Genomic DNA, 23,587 nt, shown 5'->3' with positions numbered 1-23,587 from the left:
CGCACCGCAACTAACGGATATAAAACGAAACACAATAAATAACCGATCCCCTGTTGACCCTATGAACGCCCCTCGCTAGCCTGCCGGAAATCCGTTGGGGTGCCGCAAGGCTGAGAGGTGAAAACCGACCCATCGAACCTGATCCGGGTCGTACCGGCGTAGGGAACGGAAGCAAGCATCAGCCCCATCTGGGCGCTCGTTTACCCCGTATCTCCATGCCCTTGGCCCATCTAACGAATGGGGGGCCGAATGGCGTTTCAAGCACTGACGATTGCGGGGTCCGACAGCGGCGGCGGGGCGGGGATTCAGGCCGATCTCAAGACCTTTAGCGCGCTTGGCGCCTATGGGGCCAGCGTGCTCACCGCCGTGACCGCGCAGAACACCCGCGCCGTCACCGCGGTCGCCATGATCGCGCCTGCGATGATCCGCGCGCAGATGGCGGCGGTCTTTGACGATCTGGCCATCGGCGCGGTCAAGATTGGCATGTTGGGCGACCCGGCCACGATCTCCGCCGTGGCCGAGGAGCTGGCCGACTGCGCCGCGCCCGTTGTGCTCGACCCGGTGATGGTGGCGAAATCCGGCGATGCGCTGCTCTCTGCCGAAGCGGTGGAAACCCTGCGCGACCGGATGCTGCCCCGCGCCCATGTACTGACGCCGAACCTGCCCGAGGCCGCACGGCTGCTGGACACAGAAGAAGCCACCGACGAGGCCACCATGCTCGTGCAGGGCCGCGCGCTGCTGTCGCTCGGCCCCCGCGCGGTGCTGATGAAGGGCGGCCATGGCAAGGGCGAAACCTGCGTCGATCTGCTGATTTCCAAGGCCGACACCCTGCGCCTTTCCGCGCCCCGCCAGCAGACGGCGAACACCCATGGCACCGGCTGCACGCTCTCTGCCGCCATTGCCGCCGGTCTGGCGCGGGGCCTGCCTCTGCCGCAGGCGGTGGGAGCCGCTCATAGCTATCTGCAACGCGCCATTGCCGCGGCGGACGCCCTCAACATCGGCCATGGCCACGGGCCGGTCCATCATTTTCACGGCGTTTGGCCCCATGAGTGATGTCACCATCATCGGCGCGGGCGTGGCAGGGCTTTGGGCCGCGCGGGCCTGTCTGGCGCAGGGGCTGCGGCCCCGGCTCGTTGACCGCAAAGGCCCGCCCGGGCCGCACGGCTGTTCGTGGTGGGCGGGCGGCATGCTCGCCCCCTTTTGCGAAGGCGCGCTGAGCGAGCCTGCGGTGGTAACCCATGGACGGCGTGCCGCGGCGCTATGGGGGGAGATCACGGAAGTCACCCATCGGGGCACGCTGGTCCTCGCCCCCGAGCGGGACCGCGCGGAATTGCAGCGTTTCGCCGCCCGCACCGAAGGCCACAGCGACTGCGACGCCGAAGCCATCGCTGCCTGTGAGCCGGACCTCGCCGGGCGCCATCGCCGCGGGTTGTTCTTTGCCGAGGAAGCGCATCTGAACCCGCGCCAAGCGCTGCAAGACCTGACCCATGCGCTGGCCGCCGAGGGCGTGACGGTTGAGACCACGGCCCTCACCCCTTCGGAGGTCACAGGCCCGGTGATCGACTGCCGCGGCATGGTGGCCCGCGACGCTCTGCCCGGTTTGCGTGCCGTGCGCGGGGAGATGATCCTGCTGCGCGCGCCCGAGATCGCCCTCACCCGCCCGATCCGCCTGCTGCACCCGCGCCACCCGCTTTACGTCGTGCCGCGCGGGCAAGGCATCTACATGCTGGGCGCGACCCAGATCGAAAGCGCCAGCCGCAGCGGCATGACCGCCCGCTCGGCGCTGGAACTGCTCTCAGCCGCCTATGCGCTCGACCCGCGCTTTGCCGAGGGCGAGATCATCGAGATGGGCGCCGACCTGCGCCCGGCTTTCGCCGACAACCTGCCCGGCATCGTACAGCGCGGGGCGGTGCTGCATCTGAACGGATTGTTCCGGCACGGCTTTCTCATGGCGCCCGCCTTGGCCGAACAGGCTGCGGGCTTTCTGGCAACAGCGACAACGGGGGATTTATTCCGTGAAGATTGAAGTGAACGGCAAGACGCGTGAGGTCGCGGCCTCCCAGCTTAACGCGGCATTGGCAGAGCTGGGTTGGGGCGAGGCAAAAGTCGCCACAGCCCTCAACGGCAGTTTCGTTCCCGCAGGCGCGCGGGGCGAGACCATGCTGAGCGACGGCGACCGGCTCGAAGTGCTCAGCGCCATGCAGGGGGGCTGAGTGATGCGCGATTTCTACGGCACCACCCTGCCCCTGCCGCTGATGCTGGGCACCGCGCGCTACCCCTCGCCCGCGGTGATGGAGGCCGCCTTTCGCCAAAGCGCCGCGCCGGTCGCCACGGTTTCGCTGCGCCGCGAACAGGGGGCGGGACAGGCGTTTTGGGACATGGTGCGCGGCTTGGGCGTGCATCTGCTGCCCAATACCGCCGGCTGCCATTCCGCGCGCGAGGCGATCACCACGGCGCAGATGGCGCGAGAGTATTTCGGCACCAATTGGATCAAGCTCGAGGTCATCGGCCATGCCGACACCCTGCAACCTGACCCCTTCGGGCTGGTCGAGGCTGCCGAGGCGCTCTGCGCCGATGGGTTCGAGGTCTTCCCCTATACCACCGAGGATCAGGTGCTGGCCGCGCGGCTGGTCGATGCGGGCTGCCGGGTGCTGATGCCATGGGGTGCGCCCATCGGCTCGGGGCTGGGGCTGAACAACCTGCACGGGCTGCGCAGCCTGCGGGCGGCCTTTCCCGATGTGGCGATGGTGATCGATGCAGGTCTCGGCCTGCCCAGCCATGCGGCACAGGCGTTGGAGATGGGGTTCGACGCGGTACTGCTGAACACCGCCGTGGCCGAGGCCGCAGACCCCGCCGCCATGGCCGAAGCCTTTGCACTGGCCTGCCGCGCGGGCGCGCTTGCTGCCGCTTCCGGCCCCATGGGCCAGCGCGACATGGCCGTGCCCTCCACCCCCGTCATTGGAAAGGCTTGGCTATGAGCTTGCCGCGTTTCTACCCCGTCTTCGATAGTGCCGCATGGGTCGCGCGGGCCGTGCCCTTGGGGGTGAAGCTGGTGCAACTGCGCATCAAGGACGCGCCCGAAGAGGTGCTGCGGGCCGAGATCACCACCGCGCTCGACCTCTGCCGCCAGCACGGCGCACTGCTGGTGGTGAATGACCACTGGCAACTGGCGATTGAACTGGGAGCCGATTGGCTGCATCTGGGGCAAGAGGATTTGGACAGTGCCGACATCCCCGCGATCCGCGCCGCCGGGCTGAAGCTGGGCCTGTCGACCCATGACCATGCCGAGCTTGACCGCGCGCTGGCCCTCGCCCCCGATTACATCGCCCTCGGCCCCGTCTATCCGACCATTCTGAAAAAAATGAAATGGACCGAACAGGGCCTCGACCGGCTGACGGAATGGAAAGCGCGGATCGGGGACATTCCGCTTTGCGCCATTGGCGGCATGTCTGTCGCCCGCGCGCCGGGGGCCTTTGCTGCCGGGGCCGATACGGTGGCGGCGGTCACGGATATCACGCTGCACGCAGACCCCGAAGCGCGGATGCGCGAATGGCTTGAGGTGACGGCATGAGCCGCTATGTCCGCCAGACGGTTCTGCCGCAGATCGGCGCCGAGGGGCAAGCGCGGCTCACGGCGGCGCATGTGCTGGTCGTCGGTGCCGGAGCGCTGGCGGTGCCTGTGCTGCAATATCTCGTCGGGGCCGGTGTCGGGCGGATCACATTGGTCGACGGCGATCAGGTGGCCTTGAGCAATCTGCACCGCCAACCGCTCTACCGGATGGACGGTATCGGCAGCCCCAAGGTCCGTGCCGCCGCCGAGGCGATGGCGGCGCTGAACCCCGAGGTAACGCTTGTGCCGCGTGCCGAATGGCTCACCCCCGCCAATGCGCCCGCCCTGCTGGCGGACTGCGATATCGCGCTCGACTGCGCCGACACTTTCGCCGCCAGCCTGACCCTGTCGGACGAAGCCCGCGCGCAGGGCAAACCGCTGATTTCAGCCTCGGCCCTTGGGCTGTCGGGCTATGTCGGCGGTTTCTGCGGGAGTGCCCCCTCGCTCCGCGCTGTTTTCCCTGACCTGCCCCAGGCGGCAGCGACATGTGACACGGCGGGCGTCTTGGGGCCCGTGGTCGGGATGATCGGCGCGGCACAGGCGCAGATGGCGCTCTCGGTCCTGCTGGGCCTCACGCCCTCCCCGCTGGGGCAACTCTTGATCTGGGACGCCGCGCAATGGCGCATGTCGGGCTTTCGTTTCGACAGCGCGCCCGAGCCTGCGCGCGCCGCGGGTTTCATCGCCGAAAGCCAGATCGCCTCGCGCGATATGGTCATCGACCTGCGCGCCGAAGCGCCCGCGCCTTTCTCAGACCAAGCGCGCCATGTCCCGCCCGAGGCGCTGCCGGACTTGCCGTTGCCAGCCGATGCACCCCGCATCGTGCTAGCCTGCCGCACCGGCCTGCGCGCGCATCACGCGGCCAACACCCTTCGCCCCCGCTGGCCGGGCGAGATCGCCCTACTCGCCCTCCCCGGCGCCTGACCCTTTTCCCGCATAAACGATATACTGGAGACCCTTCGTGAAAAACATCCTCGCCCCCCTTGCCCTGACGCTGATCACAGCCCCTGCCTTGGCCCAAGACAAGATGACCGTCATGCTCGACTGGTTCGTGAACCCCGACCACGGGCCGATCATTCTGGCGCAGGAAAAGGGCTATTTCACCGATGCGGGGTTAGAGGTCGAACTCGTCTCCCCCGCCGACCCGAATGAGCCGCCGCGCATGGTGGCGGCGGGCCGGGTCGATCTTGCGGTCTCCTATCAACCGGAACTGCATCTCGCCCAGCGCGAGGGGTTGGACCTGCGCCGTGTGGGCACGCTGGTCGAAACCCCGCTCACCTGCCTCGTGGTCCGCGCCGACGGGCCGGTGCAGGAGATGGCGGACCTGAAGGGCCGAAAGGTGGGTTTTGCCGTGGCGGGCGTGCAAGAGATGCTGCTGGATGCGATGCTGAGCCACAATGGCGTGGCGCCTGCCGAGGTCGAGCAAATCAACATCGGCTGGTCGATCTCGCCCGCGCTAATGTCGGGACAAGTCGACGGGGTGATCGGCGCGTTCCGCAATTTCGAGCTGAACCAGATGCAGATCGAGGGCCATGAGGGCCGTTGCTTTTACCCCGAAGCCGAGGGCGTGCCAGCCTATGACGAGTTGATCTATGTCGCCCATGCCGAAGAGATGGACCGCGACATGATCGCCCGCTTCCTGCGTGCCACCGAACGGGCCGCCGCCGATATCGTGAACGACCCGGCCGCCAGCGGAGAGGTCTTCTTTGCCTCCGACGTCGAGCTGCGCAACGAGCTGAACACCCGCGCATGGGAAGACACATGGCCGCGTTTCGCCACCCGCCCCGCGGCCGTGGACCACGGGCGCTATGACCGGTTCGAGACCTTCATGAAGGAAAGCGGCGTGGTGGAAACCGTGATCCCCGCCGCCGATCTGGTGGTCGACGTCACAGCGCAGGCGAAACCATGACGGCGCCCGATTACGGCAAGGCCTTCGCAGCATGGCGCAGTGGCGCCGGAGAGACATGGTGGGCCTATACCCGCCATGACTTTGTCGAACAGTTGGGCAACGGCAGTCTGCCACAGGCCAGCTATTTGCATTACCTGCGGCAGGACTATGTTTTCCTGATTCACTTCGCCCGCGCTTGGGCCCTTGCCGCGGCCAAGGCGGAAACGCTGGATGAAATGGCCGCCGCGAGTGCCACGGTCCATGCGCTCGTGCATGTGGAGATGCCCCTCCATGTAGAGACCTGCGCAGGCTATGGCATCGACCGCACCACGCTCGAGTCCACGGCAGAGGCTCCCGGCAACCTCGCCTATACGCGCTATGTTTTGGAGGCGGGCTATTCCGGGGATTTCCTTGACCTGATGGCCGCCCTCGCCCCCTGCGTTCTGGGCTATGGTGAGATTGGGTTGGCCCTGCGGGGCAATGACGGCCCCTATGCCGATTGGCGCGCGGTTTATGGGGGTGAAGAGTATCAAGCACTGTGCCGCGATGTCGGCGCGCTGATCGACGGCGCGCTAGCGCGGCGTCTGGGCGCGGATTGGCAAACCCTGCCCCGAGCCAAGACCTTGCAAGAGCGGTTCAACACGGCCACGGCGCTTGAGGTTGGCTTTTGGGGCATGGCGCTGTCGCCCGCGGCAGCATGACCGCCCCTGCGGTGCATCTATCGGGCGCGCTTCACGGCGCTGCGGGCCCTTTGATCGACCATTTTGATCTTACCCTCAAGGCCGGGCAATGGAACGTCTTGCTCGGTCCCTCGGGTGTGGGGAAAACCTCGCTGCTGCGGCTGCTTGCGGGTCTGCCCACTTTGGCGCGGCTGGAGGGCCGTATTGCTACGGATGACGACCGTCCCATCGCCCCCCGTGTTGCGATGATGGCGCAGGACGATCAACTGCTGCCTTGGGCGAATGCGGTTGAGAATGTCACCATCCCCGCCCGGCTGCGCGGAGAACGGGCGGACCCTGACCGTGCCGCCGCGCTTTTGGCCGAGGTCGGGCTTCGCGCGGAGCTGCGCCGCAAACCTGCCCAGCTTTCCGCTGGCCAGCGCCAGCGCGTCACCCTTGCCCGCACGCTGTATGAAGACCGCCCCATGGTCTTGCTGGACGAACCTTTTTCTGCCCTCGATGTGGTAACCCGCCTTAAAATGCAGGATCTAGCGGCGCGGCTGCTTTGCGGGCGAACCGTCGTGCTGATCACCCATGACCCGGCGGAGGCCCTGAGGCTCGCCGATCACGCTTGGATCGTGAGCCGCCATGGGGCCGCCCCCTGCCCCCTGCCCAAAACGCCGCCACCGCGCCGGATCGACGCCCCCGAGACCCTCGCCGCTCAAGCCGATCTGCTGCGCCGCATGGGGCTGGCCTCACCCGCACAGGTCGCCTGATGGTATTTACGCTGCATAAATTATGGCGTGGCATGGTCTGCTTCGCCCTCGCCGTCGCGATATGGCAGCTTGTTGTCACCCTCAGCGGCGTGCCGCGTTTCATCCTGCCGGGGCCTTGGCTTGTCTTACAAGCGCTGGGCGGGAATGCCGCGCTGCTTTGGCAGAATGCGCTGTGGTCGGCGGGCAATCTTGCACTGGGCCTAAGTTTAGGCATTTTCCTCGGCATCGAGACGGCGCTGTTGCTGACCCTGTCGCGCCGCGCGCGCTGGCTGCTGCGCCCGATGCTGGTGGTGGCTCAGGCCGTGCCTGTCTTCGCCCTCGCCCCGGTCATCACCCTTTGGCTCGGCTACGGGATGCCCTCTAAGATCGTGACCATCGCGCTGGTCACCTATTTTCCCATCGCCTCGGCCCTCTTCGACCGGCTGATGGCGCTGCCCCCGGGCCTGCGCGATCTGGCGCATCTTTCGGGCGCCAACCGCTGGCGCGAAACACTGCTGCTGCGCCTGCCCCACGCCGTGCCCGGCCTGATCTCGGGCCTGCGTCTGGCGGTGGTCTACGGCCCCCTCGCGGTGCTGATCGGCGAATGGGTCGGCTCCTCCCGCGGGCTGGGGCATCTGATGCTGATGGCCAATGGCCGCGGCCAAACCGCGCTCATGTTCGCGGCCCTGATCGTGCTCGCAGCGCTGTCGCTGCTGCTCTGGTCCGCGGTCGAAGCGCTCGCCCGCTGGACGGCACGGCGGTTTTAGGTGCTTTGGAACCCCATGGATAGCGTGTTGCCCTTATGCGGCACGGCATGGCAATCCGCGCTCCAGCGTCCAAGGATATCCGGGCACCGCCAATGATATCGGCTATGTGAAATGGTAGATCGATGAAACCGACCCCGTCGGGCGCGGGTTCACCATCACCAAAAAGCTAAGACGTGAAAATTGGCCGCCTCAACCTAGGTGACGGCCATTCACCTGATAGCCAGAGGCAGATTCCACATGTTTCTCTCAAATTTTCCGGTCAGTTCAACGACAGCTGCGCGACACATTCGCCCCCACGGCAACGTATCTCTCCCCCTTCTTCGATGCAGAGCTTTTTGATCGCGATATTGCTGCGTAAGAAGTTCACATCCACCGTCTCAATATTTCGCGCGCGCGCTTCGGCCAGACCGCGATGGAAGAGCCTCCGGCCATAGCCGCGCCCTTGATAGGCGTCTTCAACCGAAAGCCCGATCTCCGCATGGGTGCTGTCAATGCAATGTAGCTCCAGTATCGCACGCAAAGCATCATCGCATTCGACGCCGAGCGTCAGGTCGGGGTTGGAGCCCCGAACCACGCGCAGCAAGGCATCATCGTTAAGCTGGCCCATGAATCTCAGCTCGCGCGAAGCGGGGCTAAGCCTTTGGTAATGTTCGCATAGAGTCTGCTTTAGAAGCGGGAGGGGAACGGAAAGAGGTTCTGGAACGGCGGTGTGCATGATGTCTCCAATCTCAATTCCAAGATGGGAAGCCGACCCGCCCGGAGTAGATATCGAACAGGGCAGGAGAAATGCGCTGTTTGCATAGGTTGCCGGCACGTTTGTTAATCCAGCCTGTGGCGCGCGCCGAGGGGATAGTGCGTTGCCGCCCTCGTCATCCTGTTGCACTCCGTGCAGTTCCGGGAAACCGCAGGCGCGGCGTGCATCAATCCCGCGACGGCCTATACCCCCCTCCACTTCCGCTCTCAGCCGATGCGCTGCCCCGCCGGGGGCGGCACCCAAGACGGCGACCCCGCGGTAGAAGATCGGTGTCAGAAAGAGCGTAAAAACCGTAGCAAAGCCCAGGCGGCCGACGATCCCCCAACCGACGGCAATGCGCAGTTTTTGCGTCCGAATTGATCCAGCGCAAAGACCGCAGGACGGCGGCCCCCTAGACTGGTGCCATGGAACAGATACAGATGCTTGAGGCTCTCGGCCTCTTCGACGCGCGCGTGCCGCGCTACACCTCCTATCCCACCGCGGCGGCTTTCACCCCCGCGGTCGGCGCCGCGTTTCAGCGCTCAGCGCTCGGCACGTTGGACCCAGGCGTGCCGGTCTCGGTCTATGTCCACATCCCCTTTTGCGAGCGCCTGTGCTATTTCTGCGCCTGCCACACGCAGGGCACCAAGACGCTCAGCCCTGTCGAGCGCTATATCGAAGCTCTTGAGGCCGAGCTTGAGCTTCTGCGCGCCGCGATGCCTGCGGGCATACGGATGGGGCGGATGCATTGGGGTGGCGGGACACCAACCATCCTACCGCCCGCCCTCATTGACCGCCTGAACCGCGCCCTTCATCAGCTCTTCACGCCGACCGAGGATTTCGAGTTCTCCGTCGAGATCGACCCCACCCAGATCGACCCCGCCAAAATCGCCGCCCTGCGCGCCGCGGGCCTCACACGGGCCTCTATCGGCATTCAAGATTTCGACCCTGAGGTGCAGCAGGCCATCGGGCGCCTCCAGTCCTTCGAGGTCACGCGCCGCTGTGTCGACCAGTTGCGCGCCGAAGGGGTCACCTCGCTCAATACTGACTTGGTTTACGGCCTGCCTCATCAGACCATGGCGCGGCTGGAGGATACGATTGACAAGACCCTGTCCCTTGCCCCGGATCGCGTGGCGCTTTTCGGCTATGCGCATGTGCCATGGGTCGCGAAACGGCAGAAACTCATCCGCGAGGCGACACTGCCCGACGCGGTCGCACGCTATCACTTCGCCGAGAAGGCCGCGGCACGCTTTGCCGCTTCGGGCATGGAGGCAATCGGCATCGATCATTTCGCCACGCCGCAGGATGGGCTGACCCAAGCAAAAAACAACCGCCGCCTGCGCCGGAATTTCCAAGGCTACACCGATGACAATTGCCAAACCTTGATCGGCCTCGGCGCCTCGTCAATCTCGCGTTTTCCGGGGGGCTACCTACAGAATGCCCCCGCGACGGCGGCCTACACCGCGCGTATCGCCGACGGCGACTTGCCCGGAACGCGCGGCTACGCCTTGGACGATACGGACCGCCTGAACGCGCGGGCGATCGAATGTCTGATGTGCGACTTCACCCTTGACCTGAACGCCTTGGCAGAAACCTTCGGCGCGCGGGCCTTCGATCTCGCGCCCGAGTTGAAGGCCATTTCAACCCGCTTCACGCCATTCGTGCGCTTGTCCGGAACGCGCCTCGACATCCTGCCCGAAGGTCGCGCCCTGACCCGCATGATCGCATCACTGCTGGACCGGGAGGTACCGGAGGGCATGCGCTATTCGCAAGCTTCCTGAGCTTTCACCGGCTCGCCCGAGGCTCGGGCCGTTCGGACACTGACCAGATAACGGCAGACAGATCGGCGCGCGCCTCACCGACCGTGGCGGACCGCTGTGACCCATCGGAACAAAGCGCGCGCGGGCCGGTTTCTTCCCAGTAGTGGAATGGGAAAGAAAATGTCTTCATCGAAATCGAAGGACGAAATCTGGGGCGAGTGGCGCGATCTGGTCAACATGGCACCTGCGGAGCTTGAGGACTGGCTGGAGACCGAGGACTCGAAGTCCGTGGGCGACCGCGGAAGCGGTGAAAGCACCGGGCACAAGTCCGGCCGCCGGATCGTCAAGATCAAACGCACCAACAAGGACGACCTGACCGACGATCAGTGGGATCACATGGCAACCGTCGTTGGCTATATCAAACGGCACCTCTCCCAAGGCGGGCCGAAGGATGGCGTTGAAGACTCGAAATGGCGCTATTCGCTGATGAATTGGGGCCATGATCCTCTAAAGGGCGATAGCTGACGAACTGCGCCTTGCCCGAGTGATAAGGGTATGGACTTTTGATCGGGCTTCGACCTTGGCGGAGGAGCGCAGACAGTTGCGCTTCTTCGCAACTCAAGCGTCGATATCTCTCGCCCCCTATGGTCTCCGATCCGCGCATCGCAGAACTGGTTGCGGGGCGCAGCGAACCTGCCGCCTCTGCCCTCTTCGCCCCCGCGAGGCCGAAACGGCCCACCGTATTGCTCTGCAAGAGCCACCCAACAGCGAAACCCCATTCTCGACAATGCCGTAGTGTGCTGCCACAAAGTCACACAAAGGCAGTCCCGCACCTGTTTCGCCGGGAGAACGTTCGCCTTGCGCTTGGAGGAGGAAAAACCATGAATGCATTAAGACAAACTATTTGCGCGGCATTGGCCCTGGGGCTTGTGGGGGGCGCCGCAAGCGCCGAGACCCGTGTGACCTATAAGTCGGCCAAATCGGGCTCGTCCTACTATCAAATGGGCGTGGAGCTTGCCGAAGCCATGAAAGCGGGCAGCGGCGGAGACATCTCGGTTACCGTGGAAGAGAGCCAAGGATCGGTTCAGAACGTCATGGAAGTCCGCGCGCGCGGGGCCGACTATGTCTTCACCACCCCGCCCTCGCTCGTTGGTCTGGCCCAGAACGGCAAGGCCATGTTCGAAGGCAAGACCGCACCTGCTTTCGATGAGATTCGCGCGCTCTTCCCGATCCCATCGCTGACCATGCATTTCGTGATGTCTCGGGACAGCGGCGCCACCGCGCTCGCGGATTTGGAAGGCAAGAGCATCCTGCTGGGCAAAGGGTCTTTCGGCGCGACCGAAGGCGCGAAGTATCTGGATATGTTCGGGCTGGCAGACAGTGTGGAGATCGCGGATGCGGAATTGAGCAACGCCGTGGCCGCTTTGAAGAACGGGCAGATTGACGGCTTTGTCACCGCGGGTTCATTCCCGGCGCCAAATGTCGTCGAAGCCGCCGCTTCCACCCCCGTTACCGTTGTCCCGTTGTCGGACGAGCAGATCACCCAATCCAAACGGACCCGCATTGTCATTCCGGCGGGCACCTATGCGGGCCAAGAACAGGATGTGACCACAACGTCCCTGCCCGTCGCCGCTTTCACGACAACCAAGATGGACGATGAAACGGCTTATCAGCTGACAAAGACCTATTGGGAAAACAAGGCCAAGATGGCCGATACTTCGCCTTGGTGGGGCAATGTCACGCCTAAGTTGATGGCCAATATCACCACTGAACTGCACCCCGGCGCGCTGCGCTATTACGAAGAAGCTGGGATCGCGACAGAGACCTCGCAATAAAAGGACGCGCGGCGCGGGTTTTCCGCGCCGCGCTTGCCCAGCCAAAGCCGGACCCCCATAGATGACAAACCTCCCCGAAAGCCGATTGGCGGCGAGTTTCTGGATCGCGCTGGCCATCGCGCTGGTTGGCTATCACTTGGCTCTGGTGTTTTCGGGTCTGGTGCCGAACCTGATCAGCAGGCCGCTGCATATGGCCTTCATCCTGCCCTTCGCATTGGTCTTTGACGCGCAGACCCCGCTGCGCCGGATCACTGGCAGCATCTTGGCCGCATTGGGCATCGCCGCAGCGCTTTGGGTGGCCTTCAACAGTGATGCGCTTGGCGATCAATACGGGTTCATCGAAAGCAACTTCCAGCTCGCCGTGTCGGTAACGCTGCTCTTGGTGGTGCTGGAAACGGCGCGGCGCGTGATCGGTTGGCCCTTGCCACTGGTTGCGGCACTCGCCCTGCTCTACGGCCTGTTCGGGCAGCATATTCCCGGCGAGTTCGGCCATTCCGGCACGCCGATCGAAAGCTATTTCGGAACACTAACCATCGCCGAGGGCGGCATCTGGGGAACGCTCACCGGTGTCTCCGTTTCTGTCGTGGCGATCTTTGTCATCTTCGGCGCAGTTCTGAACGCTGGCGAAGCCGGGCAAGGCTTCATGAATGTCGCCGCCGCCGCGGCGGGGCGGCTGAAAGGCGGCGCGGCGAAGGTGTCTGTTTTGTCGTCGGCGCTCTTTGGGTCGATCTCTGGCTCAGCCTCCGCAAATGTCGCTTCCACCGGCGCGATCACCCTGCCCGCGATGACCAAGCTTGGCTACCCCAAACGCCTCGCCGCCGCGGTCGAGGCCGTGGCCTCCTCAGGCGGGCAGATCATGCCGCCCCTGATGGGCGCAGGCGCTTTCGTGATGGTTGAGCTGACCGGCGTGCCCTACACCGGCATCATGGCTGCCGCCGCGCTTCCGGCGGTGCTTTACTTTGTGGCGGTCTGGGCTGGCATTAACGCCTACGCGCAGCGCTTCTCCCTCAAAGGGATCGCAGAAGCGGATCGCCCTGCATTGCGCGACGTGGTTGTCACATCGCTCTTCTTCCTCGTCCCCTTCTCGGTCCTGCTATGGGGGATGTTCGTCGCGCAGTTCACGCCGGAATATGCGGCGGCTATGGCGATCCTCGCAGCGGCGCTGCTCTTGTTCTTCAACGCGCAGCTCACTTTCGAGCCGCGCCAGATCGCCACGCGAATGGCAAGTGCAGTTCTCAATGCCGCGCGGCAGGTTGCCCTGATCGCCTCCATCATCCTTTGCGCCTCAATCATCATCGGCGTGCTGTCGATCACCGGGCTCGGCGTGAAAATCACCTCTCTCATCCTGGCGGGGTCTGGGGGGCTTCTTTGGCCGTCCCTGCTGCTGACGGCGCTTGCCTGCCTCATCCTGGGCATGGAGGTGCCCACCACGGCGGCCTATGTGATTTGCGTCTCCGTCGCCGGGCCTGCGCTGATCGAATTGGGCCTTTCGCCGCTTCAAGCGCATCTCTTCGTCTTTTGGTTCGCGCTTCTCTCGACAATCACGCCCCCGGTCTGCGGCGCTGTTTTTATCGCCGCGGGAATGATTGGCGAGAATTGGTTGAAGGTCGCTCTGACAGCGATGGCGCTTGGCATTGGGCTCTACATTATCCCGCTGGGCATGGTCGCGAACCCGGATATGCTAAGCCTATCGGACGCCCCATTCGCGGCTCTCTTGGCGGCTGGTCGTGTCGCATTGGGGCTGACCCTGCTTTCATACGGTTTGATCGGCGCACGACGCCCCTTGCCGACGCTCGCGCTTTGCGCAGGTGGGCTGGCTGTTGTGTTTTCTGGCCTGTGGTTTTGAGCGCGCGGCGTTAGAGTAGGCGATTGGTCATGTTGATGGTTGGCAGCAGACGCGCGAATTAATTCGCGCTCTATTGGAGGCGTGACCTGCGCCTGAACTTCCCTCCAGCCGGACCCAGAGCCCGATTAGTCTTTGCAATAGATGGCGCAGCTTGAGCGATCGCCGCACGGCGCTTCCATTTTTCGCAGAGGAGCGAGTGACTGTAATAGTCAGGGTTCGCGCGTAATTGACCGGGGTCAGAACACACAATGCCGAATGCCGGCGTTCAAACATGGTCTCATCAAGCAATTCACCCCGCTTCCCTCCGTTGATACTCACTAAGGAGGACGTTCTGTATCCGCTAGCCGGGCGCGGCCTAGTGTCATTCAACCTTTTGGTCTGATTAGTTATCTTGGCGCCAAATACTCATCTCTTAGGAGCCTCTTGTGCAGCTTCCCCGTCTCTGTCCGGGGCAACCTCTTGCGGAACTCGATACTCCGTGGGCATTTGATCGAAGACAGCTTTGTTCGGCAAAATTCAAACAAGGCGTCACGCAGTTCATCTGAAGCGTCGACATCTGGCAGCAACTGCACGACAGCATGAACAGCTTCACCAAAATCCTCATGTGGAATGCCGATAACGGCTGCGTCGAGCACGGCCGGATGGTTTAGCAGCGTATCTTCAGTCTCTTGCGGATAAACGTTCACTCCGCCCGAAATGATCATGAAAGATTTGCGATCCGTCAGGTAAAGATAACCTTCCGCGTCGACCCGACCGATATCCCCGAGGGTTGTCCAGCCTTTTTCATTAGTGGCACGCCGGGTTTTTTCCGGGTCTTTATGATAAGCGAACTGATGGCCATTCTCGAAAAAAATCTCTCCTTCTTGTCCAACTGGAAGCTCTTCTCCAGTCTCGCCGCAGATATGGATGACCCCCAGTTTGGCCCGGCCCACTGAACCGGGATGCCCCCGCCACTCACGGCTTGTTATCGCAGTGAAACCGTTATTCTCCGTACCAGCATAATACTCGTGGATAATATCCCCCCACCACGCCAGCATCTCGTGCTTGACCTCAATCGGACAGGGAGCCGCGGCATGTACAGCCATCTGCATGGAGGAAAGGTCGTATTTCTCACGTACCTCCTGAGGTAGTTTCAACAGGCGCACGAACATGGTTGGCACCCATTGGCTGTGGGTAATGCGATGTTCTTCAATAAGTCTTAGCGCCTCTTCGGCGTCAAAGCGGTCCATGACAACCGCAGTACCACCCGATTTGATCGTGACCATTGAGTGGCGTAATGGGGCTGCATGGTAAAGCGGCGCAGTGGACAGGTATCGGGTATCCGGCCCGTAGCCGAAAAGATCGGTTAGCAGATCGACCAGCATCGTGCGCGTTCCAAGCGGCGCGGACTCCAACGGCCATTTAATACCTTTTGGCCGCCCAGTCGTTCCTGAGGAATAGAGCATATCAAGCCCTTGGGCCTCGTCTGGGATTGGCGTGGTTGGCTGATCCGCGACGCCATGATCCCAACTTGGCAATCCTTCCGCCCCCCCGCCTACGACGCGCACAGCGAAGGCTTTGCCAAAATCCGCCTGTAATTTTGCGATTATTCCCGCAAACCGATCGCTTGTAATTAGCAGCTGAGCATCGCAATCGTTGAGGATATAGGCGATCTCTTCCGGCCCCAGATGGGTACTGATGGTCGTGTAATACACGCCGGCACGATCTGCTGCGAAACAGACCTCCAGCATTTCGCGACGGTTCTCCATCAGAATGGCAATATGCGCACCCGTTTCGATGCCCATAGCGCGCAACAAATGCGCGCCTTGATTTGCCCGGGCTTCGAGCGCAGCAAAGCTGACACTTTCGCCTGTGGCGGCCATGACGAAGGCTGCCTTGTCCGCCGGATGGTGGCGAGGCTGCCAAGAAGTATCAATGTCGGACATGTTAGAACTCGATGAGGGTTTTGCCAAAGTGGCCGCCGGCGCGTAAATGCGTTAGGGCCTCTTTCAGTTGATCGAACTTGAAGGTCTCTCCCAGAACGGGACGCATGTTATGCTGGGCCATGGCGCGCAGCATCGCTTCAAACCCGTCGCGGTGGCCCACGGTGACGCCTTGGAGGCGGACCTGCCGGGCGACAATCGGACCCAGTGAGGCTTCGATGTTCAGCCCCGAAAGCACCCCAATCATGGACAACGTCCCGCCGGGCCGCACGGCCCTCAGAGACAGAGGCAATGTTTTCGCGCCGCCTAATTCGATAATATTGTCATAGCCACCGCGGTCGGCGGTGATGGGTCGGCTGGCACGAGCCCAATCTTCTTCGCTGCGGTAATTGATCGTCGCGTCTGCGCCCATTTCAGAGACTTTGGAGAGCTTATCATCGCTGGAGGAAATTACAGTGACATGCGCCCCCTGCATCTTGGCAAAGGCCAAGGCGAAGAGCGCGACACTGCCGGTGCCTTGGACCAGCAGCTTGTCCCCGGCGCGGGTTTGGCCGTGGGTGATGACCGCGCTCCATGCCGTGAGCGCGGCGCAGGGCAGTGTCGCCGCTTCGGCGTCGGTCAGGTAGTCAGGAACCTTGACCACCCCTTCTGCAGATAGGCAGATGCGGTCCGCCATAACCCCATCAAGCGGCCCGCCCAAGGCAGACGCGAAGCGCTCAGGGCTCGGCGCGCCCGCGGTCCAATTTTGGAAATAGGTCGGGCAGACACGGTCCCCGACGGCAACCCGGGTCACACCCGGCCCTACTTCGACAACTTCACCCACACCGTCGGACACAGGGATCAAGGGCAGTTCACCCGTCGCTCGGCCATAGCCCCGTTCGGGCACGATCAGATCGCGTGAGTTGAGCGACGCCATCCGCATCTCGACAATGACCTTTCCCGGTCCGCAGCTTGGGTCGTCGCGCTCTGTCAGTGTGAGGTTGTCGAATCCCCAGTCGCCTTCAATCTGGAATACACGCATGGTTCAGCTCTCCTTCCGGGCGGTCAAACGCGCCACCCTGTCTTTGAGGATATTTGTTGCCCCATCGGTGAAGCCCGCCATCTGTGCGGCGGCGATGTGGCGGGTAAAGGGGTGCTCCGGGCGCAAGCCTTCGGCCCCCATCAGTTGCAAAAGTCTTGGCAGTTGGGTCTGCGCACAGGAGACCGAACTGATCTTGGCCTCAGCAGCCGCAAGTTGGGCATCCGCGCCTTGTGCCACCTTTTCGACGGCCTGCTCCGTAGCGCGTCGGGCCTGCATCAAGGCGACTTGCGTGGCCTCGAACTCTGTCTGCCAGCGTGGAATGGCATTCAGAGGTTTACCGAAGCTGCAACGCTCAGCGCCATAGGCCGCAGCACTATCCAGTGCTGCTTGCACCATGCCGTTGCACATTGCGGCAACATAGGTCCGCGCGGCATTGATCTCTTTCAGGATCGCTTTGAAAGCTGTGCCGGGTGCAGCGAGCATGGCTTCATGTGGCAGTTTAACCCCCGAAAGGTAAAACCCGCCGGTGCCCAGACTGGTCTGCGAAAAGGCACTGTCGATGGCATAACGGGTGACACCCGGCGCATTCAGATCAACGAGGAAGGCTGCGATGCCATCGCTGTCGCCCACCTCTGCGCATTGCGCATAAACGATCGAAAGCCCTGCCTGCCGCCCGTTGATAATCCATGCTTTTTCCCCCTCGATCTCCCAGCCGCCTGCAACCTGCCGCGCGGTGGTGCGAATGGCAGCGAAATCGCTGCCGGTGCCGGGTTCGGTCAAAGCGGTGCAGGCGTGCATCCGGCCAGAAAGCAGGTCGGGCAGATATTGTGCGGCGGCATCCTGTCCTACTTCACAGAGCCTGAGGGCAATGTTGTGCGTATTGACCAGAGACATTGCAAAACCGAAATCTGCTCCGGCCAACACCTCCAAAGCTACAGCGCGGGTGGCAAAGCCGAAGCCCCTGCCTCCCATTTCCTCTGGCACCTCAATACCCAGAAGCCCCAAAGCGGCGGCCTCATGGTAAAGCGCGGGCTCCGGCGCGGCGCCGATGGACCATGCTGCCGCCTCCGCGGCAACACGTCCCTTGGCGAAGTGCGTGACCTGATCCAGAAAAGCTTGGCTCATGTCCGGCCCCGACGTTTTTCCATCAGGTCGCGGGCGATACCGGCAATGCCGCGCGGCATGAAGATCGTCGCCAGTACCAGCACCAGCCCATAGAGGATCAGCCGGAAACTATCGGCAAAGCGCAGGTATTCAGGCAGGAAGACCACGAAGAACGCGCCGATGATTGGCCCGGCAATGGTGCCCGATCCGCCGATGATGACCGCGAGGATCGCATCAAGCGACTGCGCAATACCGAAGATCTCCGGATTGATGAAGCTCTGGTAATGCGCATAGATCGCACCGGCGAGGCCCGCGAACATCGCGGAGGTCACGAAGGCAAAGAGCTTGTATTTCCAAGCCGCGATACCAACCGCGCCGACGAGGTCTTCGTTCTGGCGGATCGCCACGAGGATTTGCCCGATACGCGACCGCACGATCAGTGCCGCTAACCCCGTCATCAATGCCGCGATGATCAGTACGAAGTAGTAATACGTCTCCCGGTCGCGCCAATTGAACAGTGCGTCCTTGCCACCGGGCTTCGGGATGCCGGTGATGCCGGCCTCGCCTTGGGTAAGCTCGTGGAAGTTCATCAGGACGATGAAAATCACCATGTTGAACGCCAGCGTGACGATGGCGAAGTAGTGCCCTTTGACCCGAAGGCTGGGGTAACCTGTCAGCAGCGCGAAGAAGGCAGTCACAAAGGGCGCGAGGATGATCGTCAGCCAGACCGGCAGATCAAAGTGCATGCCCATCAGCGCCGTCGAATAAGCCCCAATCCCCATGAAGCCGGCCTGCACGATGGAAACATAGCCGGTGTAGCCTTGGATCAAGTTCTGCCCTTGCGCTGCGATGACCCAGATCAAGGCCAACACGCTCAGGTGGATATAGTATTTCACAGAGATGAGCTGCGGCAACAATACGAAGCCAACCAGTGCCAGCCCATAAAGGATGAAGGTGCGATTACGAGCCATTATGCTTTCCCCATCAAGCCCTGAGGCCGGAACAACAGAACGCCGATCATCACCACGAATGCGATCACGTCCTTATAAGCGGATGAAATGAAACCGGCGGCGAGCGCTTCGGTGATGCCAAGCACGAGCCCTCCCACCACGGCGCCGGGGATCGACCCCAGACCGCCCAAGATGAGCACGGCAAACCCCTTGACGACCAAGCCCTCGCCAATGCCCGGCGCGATCGCAAAAAGCGACCCGACCATGACCCCGGCGCAGACACCAAGCGCAGTCGAGATCGCAAAGACCACCAGCGGGATCGTCTTGACGTTGACCCCCATAAGGATCGCAGCGTCGCGGTTCTCGGCCACGGCGCGGATCGCTTGGCCCGTTTTGGTGCGTTCGACAAACACTGTCATTGCGGCGATCAAAAGCGCGGCGGCAAGGATCACATAGAGCCGCAGCTCGGGAATGGTGACACCGCCGATGTTGAAGACGCGGGAGAAGTCGGTCGGGATGACGACTTGCTCATGCCCAAAGAGTTCGAGATTGATCCCCTCAACCATCATGGTCAGTCCAAGCGCCACGATAAAGGCGTTGATGTGATTGGCATCTCGTACCGGGCGATAGGCCAGAAGTTCGATCAATACGCCAAGGGCAAGCCCGACCAAAAGCGCAATCAGGATCGCCAGTAGCAAGGGTATGCCCCAACTGGTGACGAAAAAGAACGTAAGATAGCCCCCGAACATAGAGACCGATCCATGGGCAAAATGCGCGATGCCGAGGATTCCGAAAACCGTGGTCAGCCCCAGTGCGATCAGCACATAGACACCCCCGATGGCGATGCCGTTAATAATCTGTTGAAGTACCTCAACCATGCCGCACCCTGCGAATTAAAGAAGATAGAAGAATGGGGCGCAGGAAACCTGCCCGCGCCCCGCCCGGGGAGGGATCAGTCGTCCAGCGTGCTCAGGAAAGCTGAATACGCGGCGGCGTCAGACGGCAGGTCTTGCACGAAGACCCAATTGCCGCCTTGCCATTGAAAGGCACCGTTCGAAGTGTAGGCCTGCCCGTTTTGATCGAACATTTTGTCATCGACAGGCAGGTATTGCATGACAACCTCATCCGGCACCGCAATCTCGCGCAGCGCCTCAGCCACAGCCTCAGTGTCGTCTACGGTCCCGGCCGCCTCGATGGCATCCTTCAAAGCATAGGTTTGGTCATAGGAATAAGGTGAGCTTGGTGAGGGCGCGATGCCGTACTCTTCGGTATAGTTGGCGTGGTAGGCCTTGCCGTTTTCAGATGCCGAAAGCAGCGTCAACTCTGTCGGGCGCAGGTCCCAAACGCCTTCCATCTGCTCCGAAGTGGCCACACGGGTAAACTGCTCTTCGCTACCGGAGGTGAAACCATAGCGCGGCACGTCGATGCCAAGCTCGACTGCCTGACGGTAGATAAAGGCTGCTGGCTCCACATAGCCGACGACAAGGATCGCGTCAGGCTCTTGGCCGCGGATTTTGGTCAACTGCGGAGACATGTCGCGGTCTTTCAGACCAAATGCTTCCCGGCTCACGATCTCTCCGCCCGCTTTTTCCAACTCCTTTTCAAAGGCATCGACGTAGCTGGCGTAGAACCCCACATCCAGCGCGCCCAAGACGGCAACCCGCTTGTGGCCCTTTTCGGCGACAAAGGTACCAGCCGCCGCACCAGTATAATCTGCTGGTGGACGCGTGCGCGTGAGGTTCGGGATTTCGCGGGTCGTGATCGACCGCTCAGCGGCATTGCCCACGAGCATCACCGCATCTTCATATTCGATGAAAGATGCCACCGCCCCGGTCGCACCCGAGCAGCAGAAACCAAGAATATACTTAACGCCATCTCGGTCGATCAGTTTGCGTACGGCGTTGGAGGCCTCGGTCGGGTTGGCCTTGTCGTCATAGGCGATGACGTTGAGCATGTAGGTGTCTTCGCCCACCTTGATCCCGCCACTGGCGTTAATCTCTTTCGCGGCCAGTTTCACCGCATTGGTCTGCGGCAGTCCGTAAACGGCCCCGCCCCCGGTCAGCGCATCGCTAACCCCGATGTCGAGCGTCTTTTCCTCGGCCCATGCGGCACCCGCCGTCATGACCATTGCAGCTGTTATTGCTGTCAGTCTCATGTTCTGTCTCCTCCCAGAAACGTTTGTATCAGTGGCCCAGATACGCCTTTGCGACATCTGGATGTGATTGCAGCTCCGCGCCCGTCCCGCTCAGCAGGATCTCTCCGGCTTCGAAAAGATAGGCCCGGTCGGCAAGCCGCAGCGCCATGGCCGAGTTCTGCTCGACCAGCAGGATGGTTTTCCCCATCTCTTTGACCCTCGCGATAGTCTCCCCCACCTCCGCGACGATTTTCGGGGCGAGCCCCAACGATGGCTCATCAAAGATGCAGAGCTTGGGCCGCGCCATAAGCGCCCGGCCAATGGCCAACATCTCCTGCTCACCCCCCGACAACGTGCCCGCCGCCTGGCTGGCGCGGTCGCGCAGGATAGGAAACATGTCCATCATCTCTTCAACATCGGATGCCTGCTCTGCATCCTTACGCGGATAGGCTCCCATCCTGAGGTTCTGCAGCGTTGTCATTTGCGGAAAGACCTGACGCCCTTCGGGACACATGGTGATCCCCGCTTTGACGATGGAGTGGCCGCTTTGGTTGGTGATATCTTGGCCCTCGAACTCAATGGTTCCTGCAGTAGCCGGAACCAGCCCGCAGATCGCCTTGAGCGTAGAAGACTTGCCCGCGCCATTCGCGCCAATCAGCGCGACGCATTCGCCCTGATTGACCTGCAAGTCGATGCCGTGGATGACTTCGATCGCGCCGTAGCTGACGCGGAGGTTGGATACGTTCAACATGTCAAGCCGCCTCGCCGAGATATGCGTCAATGACGACTGGATTGTTGCGGATTTCCTCAGGTGTGCCCTCGGCGATCTTTTGGCCAAAGTTGAGCACGACGATCCGATCGCAGACCTCCATGATCAGCGCCATGTGGTGTTCGATCACCAGCACAGAAGTCCCCAAATCGCGGATCTTCTTGATCAGGTCGCTTAAGCTCTTGCGCTCATGCGAGACCAGCCCGGCGGCGGGTTCATCCAGCAAGATCACTTTGGGATTTGAAGCCAGTGCCGTTGCGATCATCAGGAAGCGTTGTTGGGCCGAACTAATGGTGCCCACGCGGTGATCCTGTACCGGCGCAAGGTCAGTGATCTCGAGGATCCGGTCGACACGCGCGGCCAGTTCCTCTTCCTCGCTGGATTTCCGGCCCATGCCGAATACAGACGCCAGCGGATGCGACGTGCGCGTTACGTTGCAGCCCAGCACGATATGGTCGCGTACCGTGAATTCCGTGAATGTACTGGCTGTCTGAAAGGTCCGCGACAGACCCTTCGCCACACGATCATATTCAGGCAGATTATCGATCTTGGCGCCGGCCAAGCTAATTGCGCCGGATGTGATTGGGAACAACCCCGCCAGACTGTTCACAGTGGTCGACTTTCCGGAACCGTTCGGTCCAATCAAGCCGAGGATTTGCGCCTCGTTCACATTAAAGGACAGGTCTCGGATCGCATGCACGCCGCCAAACGACTTGCACAGAGATTCGACCCTCAAAACAGGTGTCGCCATAATATACTCCCCTCCCCGCTCCTCCTGCGGTTCGAGAAGCGTAGCGACGCCCCATGGCGCAAATCAAATTCAAAGATTCCGCTTGGATATCTAATTTTTAGATGGTTAGGTCTCGAAAGGGCGAAGACTTCGGAGGAGTTCGGCACCGTGAAACCGATCAGGAATATCAATTCTGTACAGGTGTTTAGCCTCACCGCCGAGACTCGGAATGTCACCCGCGCCGCGCAACTCTTGAACATCGGCCAAAGCTCAGTGAGCTATCACATTAAAAAATTGGAATCGGATCTTGGCTACCGGCTCTTCCACCGCACCGGACAAGGGCTGACCCTCACGGACGAGGGCGTCGAGCTTGCGCAGCATGTTGGGCGGGGGCTTGAGATGATCCAAACGGGCCTTGAACAGTTATCAATACGGGCCGGCGCGATCCGTATCGCGCTCTTGCCGATGTTTTCCAGCCGCTGGTTGTCGTCAGAGTTGGGTGACTTGATCGAACAATATCCTGACGTGCGCCTATCCATGCACAACCACAACAATAACTATGCCTATATGCCCGAGCCCGGGAGCTTTGCGGACATCGGCATTCAATGGGGAAAGGGCGACTGGAATGGCTTTGAAGTCCACCCCCTTTGGCCCGAAAAGATGGCATTGGTCTGCAGCCCTGAGTATCTAGAAAGACATCCGATCACCGAACCAAAGGATGTAACAGGCTGCACCCTATTGCATGTAGACGATACCGGGATGTGGGAAGAATGGTTCGACTTGAACGGGATGAAGATGGTCCATAGCCAGCCGCAAATGATGCTTGAAGATCGTCATTTTCAGCTCAGCTCGACCATCAATGGTTTAGGGGTATCTCTTTTTGCCTCCTGGCTAGTGCAGGAGGAGTTGGAAAGTGGTGCGTTGGTTAGTCCTTTCTGCCGAGATTTCGAAACATCATATGCTTATCATCTTATCCTGCCGCGCTTGAAAGCTTCATCCCCTGCAGCGCTGCGGTTCCGTGATTGGCTTCTTGAAAACCGTTCCAAGGCAGATCGGTTACTGTTGTCACCTTCAGAAGCGTAATTGCGTGATAGCGCAAAGGCGCATC

Annotated in this window: 24 protein-coding genes and 1 riboswitch; of the genes, 15 read left to right on the top strand and 9 right to left on the bottom strand. The window is 61.8% G+C overall.

What is annotated here, in order from left to right:
* Positions 1-85 precede the first annotated feature (85 nt).
* Positions 86-182, top strand: a riboswitch (TPP riboswitch).
* Between the two features lie 67 nt (positions 183-249).
* Genes thiD through ACGYK4_RS04770 form a run of 10 tightly spaced genes read left to right on the top strand, consistent with a single transcriptional unit; the run spans position 250 to position 7,675 of the window.
* The gene (gene thiD, locus ACGYK4_RS04815; protein ID WP_394455346.1) at positions 250-1,053 is read left to right on the top strand and encodes a bifunctional hydroxymethylpyrimidine kinase/phosphomethylpyrimidine kinase; all 804 of its coding nucleotides are present in this window, start codon (positions 250-252) and stop codon (positions 1,051-1,053) included.
* Complete coding sequence (locus ACGYK4_RS04810) at positions 1,046-2,026, top strand: FAD-dependent oxidoreductase (RefSeq protein WP_209218694.1); 981 nt, start codon at positions 1,046-1,048, stop codon at positions 2,024-2,026. Before thiD ends, ACGYK4_RS04810 begins: the two co-directional genes overlap by 8 nt.
* Positions 2,016-2,213, top strand: coding sequence for a sulfur carrier protein ThiS (gene thiS, locus ACGYK4_RS04805; RefSeq protein ID WP_394455344.1), 198 nt, complete (start codon positions 2,016-2,018; stop codon positions 2,211-2,213). Before ACGYK4_RS04810 ends, thiS begins: the two co-directional genes overlap by 11 nt.
* A gap of 3 nt (positions 2,214-2,216) precedes the next feature.
* Positions 2,217-2,978, top strand: coding sequence for a thiazole synthase (locus tag ACGYK4_RS04800; RefSeq protein ID WP_394433015.1), 762 nt, complete (start codon positions 2,217-2,219; stop codon positions 2,976-2,978).
* Positions 2,975-3,571: a thiamine phosphate synthase gene (locus ACGYK4_RS04795; RefSeq protein ID WP_394455343.1), complete on the top strand. Its 597-nt coding sequence runs from the start codon at positions 2,975-2,977 to the stop codon at positions 3,569-3,571. Before ACGYK4_RS04800 ends, ACGYK4_RS04795 begins: the two co-directional genes overlap by 4 nt.
* Positions 3,568-4,530, top strand: a complete 963-nt coding sequence (locus ACGYK4_RS04790; RefSeq protein WP_394455342.1) for a ThiF family adenylyltransferase — start codon at positions 3,568-3,570, stop codon at positions 4,528-4,530. Before ACGYK4_RS04795 ends, ACGYK4_RS04790 begins: the two co-directional genes overlap by 4 nt.
* Positions 4,531-4,567: 37 nt before the next feature.
* A complete protein-coding gene (locus ACGYK4_RS04785; protein WP_394455340.1) occupies positions 4,568-5,515 on the top strand; it encodes an ABC transporter substrate-binding protein in 948 nt (315 codons plus the stop codon).
* Complete coding sequence (locus tag ACGYK4_RS04780) at positions 5,512-6,195, top strand: TenA family protein (protein ID WP_394455339.1); 684 nt, start codon at positions 5,512-5,514, stop codon at positions 6,193-6,195. Before ACGYK4_RS04785 ends, ACGYK4_RS04780 begins: the two co-directional genes overlap by 4 nt.
* 50 nt (positions 6,196-6,245) lie before the next feature.
* Positions 6,246-6,929, top strand: a complete 684-nt coding sequence (locus ACGYK4_RS04775) for an ABC transporter ATP-binding protein (protein ID WP_394455337.1) — start codon at positions 6,246-6,248, stop codon at positions 6,927-6,929.
* The gene (locus ACGYK4_RS04770) at positions 6,929-7,675 is read left to right on the top strand and encodes an ABC transporter permease (RefSeq protein ID WP_394412804.1); all 747 of its coding nucleotides are present in this window, start codon (positions 6,929-6,931) and stop codon (positions 7,673-7,675) included. The genes ACGYK4_RS04775 and ACGYK4_RS04770 overlap by 1 nt, the downstream gene beginning before the upstream one ends.
* Positions 7,676-7,934: 259 nt before the next feature.
* Here the strand turns inward: ACGYK4_RS04770 and ACGYK4_RS04765 are convergent, their stop codons facing one another.
* Complete coding sequence (locus ACGYK4_RS04765) at positions 7,935-8,282, bottom strand: GNAT family N-acetyltransferase (RefSeq protein WP_394408618.1); 348 nt, start codon at positions 8,280-8,282, stop codon at positions 7,935-7,937.
* A 551-nt stretch (positions 8,283-8,833) separates the two neighbouring features.
* Between ACGYK4_RS04765 and hemN the strand changes: the two genes are divergently transcribed.
* The 4 genes from hemN to ACGYK4_RS04745 all read left to right on the top strand — a co-directional run bounded on the left by hemN (position 8,834) and on the right by ACGYK4_RS04745 (position 13,849).
* Positions 8,834-10,189 (top strand): oxygen-independent coproporphyrinogen III oxidase, encoded by a 1,356-nt coding sequence (hemN, locus tag ACGYK4_RS04760; RefSeq protein ID WP_394455336.1) that lies wholly within the window; start codon positions 8,834-8,836, stop codon positions 10,187-10,189.
* 159 nt (positions 10,190-10,348) lie between these two features.
* A complete protein-coding gene (locus ACGYK4_RS04755; protein WP_394455334.1) occupies positions 10,349-10,693 on the top strand; it encodes a DUF3140 domain-containing protein in 345 nt (114 codons plus the stop codon).
* A 356-nt stretch (positions 10,694-11,049) separates the two neighbouring features.
* Positions 11,050-12,003 carry a TAXI family TRAP transporter solute-binding subunit gene (locus ACGYK4_RS04750; protein WP_394432995.1) on the top strand — a complete coding sequence of 318 codons (954 nt, stop codon included), beginning with the start codon at positions 11,050-11,052 and terminating at the stop codon, positions 12,001-12,003.
* Between the two features lie 61 nt (positions 12,004-12,064).
* Complete coding sequence (locus ACGYK4_RS04745) at positions 12,065-13,849, top strand: TRAP transporter permease (RefSeq protein WP_394455332.1); 1,785 nt, start codon at positions 12,065-12,067, stop codon at positions 13,847-13,849.
* Positions 13,850-14,235: 386 nt separating this feature from the next.
* Here the strand turns inward: ACGYK4_RS04745 and ACGYK4_RS04740 are convergent, their stop codons facing one another.
* The 8 genes from ACGYK4_RS04740 to ACGYK4_RS04705 form a co-directional block, all read right to left on the bottom strand.
* Positions 14,236-15,774 carry an acyl-CoA synthetase gene (locus ACGYK4_RS04740; protein ID WP_394455331.1) on the bottom strand — a complete coding sequence of 513 codons (1,539 nt, stop codon included), beginning with the start codon at positions 15,772-15,774 and terminating at the stop codon, positions 14,236-14,238.
* Between the two features lies 1 nt (position 15,775).
* Positions 15,776-16,792, bottom strand: a complete 1,017-nt coding sequence (locus ACGYK4_RS04735; protein WP_394455330.1) for an NAD(P)-dependent alcohol dehydrogenase — start codon at positions 16,790-16,792, stop codon at positions 15,776-15,778.
* A gap of 3 nt (positions 16,793-16,795) precedes the next feature.
* Complete coding sequence (locus ACGYK4_RS04730) at positions 16,796-17,917, bottom strand: acyl-CoA dehydrogenase family protein (RefSeq protein WP_394455328.1); 1,122 nt, start codon at positions 17,915-17,917, stop codon at positions 16,796-16,798.
* Positions 17,914-18,867: a branched-chain amino acid ABC transporter permease gene (locus ACGYK4_RS04725; protein WP_394449869.1), complete on the bottom strand. Its 954-nt coding sequence runs from the start codon at positions 18,865-18,867 to the stop codon at positions 17,914-17,916. The genes ACGYK4_RS04730 and ACGYK4_RS04725 overlap by 4 nt, the downstream gene beginning before the upstream one ends.
* Positions 18,867-19,724 (bottom strand): branched-chain amino acid ABC transporter permease, encoded by an 858-nt coding sequence (locus ACGYK4_RS04720; protein ID WP_322329523.1) that lies wholly within the window; start codon positions 19,722-19,724, stop codon positions 18,867-18,869. Before ACGYK4_RS04720 ends, ACGYK4_RS04725 begins: the two co-directional genes overlap by 1 nt.
* 74 nt (positions 19,725-19,798) lie before the next feature.
* Positions 19,799-21,001 (bottom strand): ABC transporter substrate-binding protein, encoded by a 1,203-nt coding sequence (locus tag ACGYK4_RS04715; RefSeq protein WP_394455327.1) that lies wholly within the window; start codon positions 20,999-21,001, stop codon positions 19,799-19,801.
* A 28-nt stretch (positions 21,002-21,029) separates the two neighbouring features.
* On the bottom strand, positions 21,030-21,731 hold the full coding sequence (locus tag ACGYK4_RS04710; RefSeq protein WP_394455326.1) for an ABC transporter ATP-binding protein: 702 nt from the start codon (positions 21,729-21,731) through the stop codon (positions 21,030-21,032).
* A 1-nt stretch (position 21,732) separates the two neighbouring features.
* Positions 21,733-22,500 (bottom strand): ABC transporter ATP-binding protein, encoded by a 768-nt coding sequence (locus ACGYK4_RS04705; protein ID WP_394455325.1) that lies wholly within the window; start codon positions 22,498-22,500, stop codon positions 21,733-21,735.
* Positions 22,501-22,647: 147 nt separating this feature from the next.
* Between ACGYK4_RS04705 and ACGYK4_RS04700 the strand changes: the two genes are divergently transcribed.
* Positions 22,648-23,562, top strand: coding sequence for a LysR family transcriptional regulator (locus tag ACGYK4_RS04700; RefSeq protein ID WP_394432977.1), 915 nt, complete (start codon positions 22,648-22,650; stop codon positions 23,560-23,562).
* Positions 23,563-23,587 lie beyond the last annotated feature (25 nt).

The organism is Sulfitobacter sp. 1A13368 (assembly GCF_043557275.1).
In the GTDB taxonomy this organism is placed as follows: Bacteria; Pseudomonadota; Alphaproteobacteria; order Rhodobacterales; family Rhodobacteraceae; genus Sulfitobacter; species Sulfitobacter faviae.
This window is presented reverse-complemented; position numbering and strand designations above follow the sequence as displayed.